The sequence below is a fragment of the Fructilactobacillus florum DSM 22689 = JCM 16035 genome, from assembly GCF_001436645.1.
Taxonomy (GTDB): domain Bacteria; phylum Bacillota; class Bacilli; order Lactobacillales; family Lactobacillaceae; genus Fructilactobacillus; species Fructilactobacillus florum.
Genome location: NZ_AYZI01000001.1, coordinates 202,288 through 208,672, shown reverse-complemented (window position 1 = coordinate 208,672; position 6,385 = coordinate 202,288). Strand labels below are relative to the sequence as shown.

The 6,385-nt window shown below is 40.8% G+C and carries 5 protein-coding genes and 4 tRNA genes; all 9 read left to right on the top strand.

The window, feature by feature from the left end; translation table 11 throughout:
- The first annotated feature begins 37 nt into the window (after window positions 1–37).
- Window positions 38–110: transfer RNA gene (locus tag FC87_RS01070), tRNA-Asn, on the top strand.
- A gap of 17 nt (window positions 111–127) precedes the next feature.
- Window positions 128–200: transfer RNA gene (locus FC87_RS01065), tRNA-Thr, on the top strand.
- A 166-nt stretch (window positions 201–366) separates the two neighbouring features.
- Entirely contained in the window at window positions 367–738 is a 372-nt protein-coding gene (locus tag FC87_RS01060; RefSeq protein WP_054689820.1) for a MerR family transcriptional regulator, read from the top strand.
- Between the two features lie 27 nt (window positions 739–765).
- A complete protein-coding gene (gene glnA, locus FC87_RS01055) occupies window positions 766–2,112 on the top strand; it encodes a type I glutamate--ammonia ligase (RefSeq protein ID WP_056961354.1) in 1,347 nt (448 codons plus the stop codon).
- Between the two features lie 130 nt (window positions 2,113–2,242).
- Complete coding sequence (locus FC87_RS01050; protein ID WP_056961351.1) at window positions 2,243–3,715, top strand: peptide MFS transporter; 1,473 nt, start codon at window positions 2,243–2,245, stop codon at window positions 3,713–3,715.
- A gap of 101 nt (window positions 3,716–3,816) precedes the next feature.
- Window positions 3,817–3,899: transfer RNA gene (locus tag FC87_RS01045), tRNA-Tyr, on the top strand.
- Between the two features lie 8 nt (window positions 3,900–3,907).
- A tRNA-Gln gene (locus FC87_RS01040) sits at window positions 3,908–3,979 on the top strand.
- 166 nt (window positions 3,980–4,145) lie between these two features.
- A complete protein-coding gene (locus tag FC87_RS01035) occupies window positions 4,146–4,850 on the top strand; it encodes a GntR family transcriptional regulator (protein ID WP_009167429.1) in 705 nt (234 codons plus the stop codon).
- A gap of 69 nt (window positions 4,851–4,919) precedes the next feature.
- The gene (locus tag FC87_RS01030) at window positions 4,920–6,383 is read left to right on the top strand and encodes a nicotinate phosphoribosyltransferase (protein WP_054689823.1); all 1,464 of its coding nucleotides are present in this window, start codon (window positions 4,920–4,922) and stop codon (window positions 6,381–6,383) included.
- The last annotated feature ends 2 nt before the right edge of the window (window positions 6,384–6,385 follow it).

Genomic DNA, 6,385 nt, shown 5'->3' with positions numbered 1-6,385 from the left:
CGCCCCCTGCGAGGATAGGAAGTTGCCACGCGTTTATTCCGACATAGCTCAGTTGGTAGAGCACCTGACTGTTAATCAGGTTGTCGACGGTTCGAGCCCGCCTGTCGGAGTCAATCAATATTATTCCGCCGACTTAGCTCAGTTGGTAGAGCATCGGCATCGTAAACCGGGGGTCGGAGGTTCGAATCCTCTAGTCGGCATAATACTATTAAAACTTTTTAAAAAGACCAGTTCATTTGAACTGGTCTTTTTTTAAAACAATGGCATGGTTAAAGCATCTAGGGCATATGTAACGTTTTGTAACACATGTCATTGACGAAATCTGCTCGGGTCGTTAAAATAAAACCAATGAGGAGCTGTTGGCAGATGAGTGAGAAAGTAATCAGACGATCATTAGCAGTTTTACCGATGGGAACCGTGATGAAATTAACTTCATTGACGGCACGTCAAATTCGTTACTATGATGATCATGGTTTGGTTCAATCACAACGAACTTCTACTAATCGTCGGCTGTATTCGCTTAATGACATTGATCGAATTTTAGAGATCAAAGATTATCTGGCAGAAGGTATGAACATTGACCAAATTAAGCGAGTTTATACCAAGCAGAGCAAACGAAAAAATCAGCAGCAAAAACGAAAAGCTGGACAAGTTAGTGATAATCGAGTTCGTGAGTACTTGCGAGATGATATTTTACGTGCAGGTGGCTTATATCCCAACAGCAATTCACAATTTTAATAGAACTGATCTCAAAGGAGAGTGGAAATGACACAAACAGAAGCCTATACACCTGAAAAGATTAAACAAATGATTAAAGACGAGGACGTGCGGTTCCTTCGTTTGATGTTCACTGATTTATTGGGAACGGTTAAAAATGTGGAAGTCCCCATTAGTCAATTAGATCAGCTGTTAGCTGGTAAATTGATGTTTGATGGCTCCTCAATTGATGGATTTGTGCGGATTGAAGAAAGCGACATGTATTTACAACCGGACTTGTCCACCTGGATGGTGTTCCCTTGGGGAGACGAGCATGGAAAAGTAGCTCGGTTAACGTGTAGTGTTTATACCGCTGCTGGCGAAGAATTTTTGGGAGACCCGCGGAATAATTTAATGCGAGTTTTAAAAGAAATGCGAGCGATGGGCTTTAGTGATTTTAATATTGGACCAGAGCCGGAGTTCTTCTTGTTTGAAATGGATGAAAAGGGTAATCCGATTAAAAAGCTTAATGACCATGGAAGCTATTTTGATTTAGCTCCAATGGACTTAGCAGCTAATATCCGTCGGGACATGGTTCTAGAATTAGGTCGAATGGGCTTTAACGTGGAAGCATCTCATCACGAAGTTGCTCCGGGTCAACATGAAATTGATTTTGAATATGATAATGCCATCTCATCGGCTGACCACATTCAAACTTTTAAAATGGTTGTGAAAACAGTTGCTCGTCGATATGGTCTTTACGCAACGTTTATGCCAAAACCACTGAACGGTGTGAACGGATCAGGAATGCACATGAATATGTCGCTCTTTGATAGAGATGGCAAAAATGCATTTTTTGCCGAGGATGGTAAGGATCAATTATCACAAACGGCTTACTATTTCTTAGGTGGTTTGTTAAAACATGCTAAAGCACTCACGGCTGTCTGCAATCCAACGGTTAACTCATACAAACGATTAGTACCTGGTTTTGAAGCTCCAGTTTATATTGCTTGGTCTGGCGCCAACCGTTCACCAATGATCCGAGTACCAATTTCACGCGGTAAGGGAACCCGCTTAGAACTTCGGAGTGTTGATCCTTCGGCTAATCCTTATTTAGCGATTGCAGCTATGCTGGAAGCAGGACTAGATGGAATTAAGAATAAGATTATTCCAGATGACCCAATTGACCGCAATATTTATAGCATGGATGGTCAGGAACTCAAATCAGATCATATTGAAAAATTACCAGCAACCTTGCACAATGCCTTGGTTGAATATGAAGCAGATCCACTAATGGAAAAGGCATTTGGAACGCATATTTATCAGAACTTCTTAGATGCTAAAAAATTAGAGTGGACATCTTACAGTCAAAACGTTTCTCAATGGGAACAAGAACGATATTTCCACTTATTATAAAATGGTCAACATAAACAAAGCACTTAAAAAAACCTCGAGACTGGTTTAATTTAAAGGAGCTCGAGGTTTTTTATATTGATAGAAAAATAAGCAGAGCTCTTAAGATGGTTTATTAAAGGAGGAACTCCAATTGGGACATAAAAAGGATTCTGACCATGCATTTTTTGGTCAACCCCAAGGATTAATGTACTTGGCTGGGACTGAATTTTGGGAAAGATTCAGTTATTACGGAATGCGTGCGATTCTACTGTACTATATGTTAGCAACGGCTGCTAACGGTGGCTTGGGATTAGCCAAAACTACTGGCCTATCGATCATGGCGATTTACGGAGCCTTGGTATATTTAGCAACAATCACAGGTGGGTACATTAGTGATCGAATTTTAGGTAGTCGACGTACGGTTTTTAGTGGTGGGGTCATGATTATGTTTGGTCACATTGCCTTATCACTCCCCTTTGGGTTATGGGGGTTATTAATGTCGATAGTGTTAATTACCACGGGAACCGGGCTCTTGAAGCCTAATATTTCAAATATGGTTGGTAATTTATATAGTACTGATGATCAACGAAGTGAAAGTGCGTTTACGATTTTTACTTTTGCAATTAATTTTGGAGCCTTTATAGCACCACTGATTTGTGGTTGGACTTCAACGAATTATAATTATCACGTTGGCTTTTCGTTAGCAGCTGTCGGAATGTTGATTGGATTGATTTTTTACTACATTGGCGGTAAAAAACATCTTGGTGAAATTGGGCTGCATCCCACTGATCCGATTCGCCCCCGCGAATTAAAAACAATTTTATTCCGCATGTGTGCTGGGCTATTCGCCTTTGTGCTAATTCTACTGGTAATGGCTGGTTTTAGGATTCTGAGTTTGGATAGTTTTGTTAGTCTGTTGAGTTTAATTGCAGTGATTACGCCAGTTTGGTACTTTATCATGATGTTACGGAGTAAAAAGATCACAGCGATTGAGCGCTCGCGGGTACTTGCGTACATTCCTTTATTCATTGGAGCGCTGATTTTTTGGGCCATTGAGGAATCTGGATCAAGTATCTTGGCTAGTTTTGCGCAAAGTCAGACGAACAATGATCTTGGTTGGTTACACATTGATCCGAGCTGGTATCAGTCATTAAATCCGTTATTTATCATGCTGTATACCCCTCTATTTGTTTGGCTTTGGACAAAATTAGGGAAGCGGCAGCCAAGTACTCCACGAAAATTTGCTTTGGGAATCTTTTTTGCGGGACTGTCCTTCCTATTTATGGTGATTCCTTTGTTACTATTTGGATCCGATGCAAAAATCAACCCGCTATGGTTAGTTGGTAGTTGGGCGATCATTGAAATTGGGGAAATGCTAATTTCACCAATTGGTTTATCAGTGACGACTAAATTAGCGCCTAAAGCATTTGGTTCGCAAATGTTAGGAATGTGGTTTTTAGCTGATGCTGCTGGTCAAGCAGTCAATTCTCAAATTGCCCGTTTTTATCAACCAGGCACAGAAGTTGCTTATTTTGGGATCATTGGGATTATTGCAATTATTGCTAGTTTAATTTTATTGTTTTTTGTTAAACCAATTTTAAAATTAATGGATGGCGTTGAATAAAAAAAGTTCCGAAATTTCGGAACTTTTTTTGTTTTTTTCTTGACGAATAAGTTGTAATCCAGTAATATAATATATGTTGATTCGGTGGTTTGAATCATCTTGGAGGGGTAGCGAAGTCTGGCTAAACGCGGCGGACTGTAAATCCGCTCCTTCGGGTTCGGTGGTTCGAATCCACTCCCCTCCATTTATTTTTGGGCTATAGCCAAGTGGTAAGGCACCAGGTTTTGATCCTGGTATGCGCTGGTTCGAACCCAGCTAGCCCAATTATTATCTTTTATAGAGTTTGATTAGTCGCTATAACACTGGTTATGACGGCTTTTTTATTAGGTTTATCATGCCAAAAGCCCCAGTAATTGTGATAGATTATCAGCAGATGTGGTGATTTCTAATGAGATTCAGGACACTTGGGTTAACCGACGAGGAGAAAGTCATGACCGTACCAGTTTACATTCAAATTCATAACGATATGAAGACTAAGATTACGACGGGAGCATGGCAAGTTGGTAGCCGGATTCCTTCAGAGCGAAAGCTTGCCGAGGATTATGGAGTCAGCCGAATGACCTTACGCCAAGCGGTCCAAAATTTAATCGATGATGGATTACTCCGGCGCGCAGTCGGTTCGGGAACCTATGTTACCAGCCAAAAAATTAGAGAACACATGGCGAACATCTCGAGCTTTACGGAAACAATGTTAGCTCAAGGAAAACAACCTGCTAGTCAGACGTTATCGTATAAATTTAGTGAACCATCATTTCGCGAAGCAGAATTATTAGCGCTACCGGCGCATGAACGAGTTTTACGGATGGAGAGATTACGATTTGGAGATCAGGTACCAATTTGTCTAGAAACCACCGTAGTGAATGCCACTTTTTTAAACGGTCTGGATCAATCAGAAATAACAGAATCTCTATATCGCTCGTTAGAACAAAAAAAGGGGCTTGTGCCGGCTCGGGTGAAACAATCAATCTCAGCTGGATTAGCTTCCAAAGAAGTTGCGTCACTATTGAAGATCAAACTGCATGATCCAATTTTGAAATTACGGCAGCAGTCTTATTTGAAAAATCACCAGCCGTTTGAGATTGTTGAATCAGAATATGCTGCTGCACGGTATGAATTTTATCTCAATCAAGCATAGCGCTTATGAAAAACATAGATGTGGTAAAATAATGGCAAGCGATCGTTAGTTACGGCTGGGAGGATAGGCATGAAAAGGGATGTTTCGGATAATCTAACGCTGCATACGGATGACTATGAACTTAATATGATGGCGACTTATTTTGAAAAGGGAATGCAGCAACGTCGAGCCGTTTTTGAAGTATATTTTCGAAAGCTACCGTTTCAAAATGGCTATGCAGTTTTTGCGGGCTTGCAACATGTAATTGAGTATCTTGAACAACTTCATTTTTCTGCAGCTGATATTGAATATTTAGCTGCCAACCAGGACTATTCGGCAGCTTTTCTAGACTATCTCAGCCAGTTTGAATTTCATGGCAATATTCGGAGTGTTAAAGAGGGCGATTTAGTTTTTAATAATGAGCCAATTTTGCAGGTTGAAGGAACCATTGCGGAATGTCAGCTGATCGAGACGGCCTTACTTAACATTGTTAATTATCAGACGTTAGTTGCCACCAAAGCCGCTCGGATTCGGAGTGTCGCTGGGAATGATCCGCTCCTTGAATTTGGCAGTCGGCGGGCTCAGGAAGTTGCTGCGGCCGTCTGGGGAACCCGTGCGGCTTACATTGGTGGTTTTGATGCGACGTCCAATGTTTTAGCTGGGAAAAAATTTGGAATTCCGATTTCAGGAACCCATGCGCACTCATTAGTTGAGGCTTTCGGTAATGATTATGATGCTTTTAAAGCTTATGCTGAGACACATTATGAGTGCGTTTTCTTAGTAGATACTTTTGATACATTAAAAAGTGGAGTTCCAACTGCTATTCGAGTGGCTCAAGAAATGGGAAATCGAATTAATTTTAAAGGGGTTCGAATTGACTCTGGAGACATGGCATATCTTTCTAAGCGCGTGCGAGAAATGCTTGATCGGGCAGGTTTTCCAGCAGCAAAAATTTATGCCTCTAATGATTTAGACGAAAATACCATCAGTAGTTTGAAAATGCAGGGAGCAAAAATTGACACCTGGGGAGTAGGAACTAAGTTAATTACGGCTTTTGATCAGCCAGCGCTTGGTGCTGTATATAAACTGGTATCAGTAGAAAATGATCGAGGGCAAATGATTGATACGATTAAGCTCTCGAATAATGCTGAAAAAGTATCGACCCCTGGGAAAAAACAGGTATGGCGGATTACGGAAAAACAAGATGGAAAGTCAGAGGGTGACTATGTCGCTTTGGCAACCGAACATCCTCAGGATGCAGACCATCTTTACATGTTTCATCCGCAGTATACGTACATTAATAAAACAATCCATGATTTTAATGCCGAACCACTCTTAAAAGACATCTTTATTGATGGAAAATTAGTTTACCAACAACCAACCTTGCTGGAGATTAAAAAGCATGCCCAGCGGGTTCAAGAACAACTTTGGCCTGAGTACAAACGGATGTTAAATCCACAAGAGTATCCAGTTGATTTCTCAAAAAAATTATGGGATCACAAAATGAACTTGATTACAGAAATTCATAATGGGCAGGAACATAAATTACAGTAGGT

What these genes read in the sequence shown, in the direction of transcription:
- FC87_RS01060 (WP_054689820.1), top strand. Translation starts at nt 367, where the DNA reads ATGAGTGAGAAAGTAATCAGACGATCATTAGCAGTTTTACCGATGGGA.
- FC87_RS01035 (WP_009167429.1), top strand. Translation starts at nt 4,146, where the DNA reads ATGACCGTACCAGTTTACATTCAAATTCATAACGATATGAAGACTAAG.
- glnA (WP_056961354.1), top strand. Translation starts at nt 766, where the DNA reads ATGACACAAACAGAAGCCTATACACCTGAAAAGATTAAACAAATGATT.
- FC87_RS01030 (WP_054689823.1), top strand. Translation starts at nt 4,920, where the DNA reads ATGAAAAGGGATGTTTCGGATAATCTAACGCTGCATACGGATGACTAT.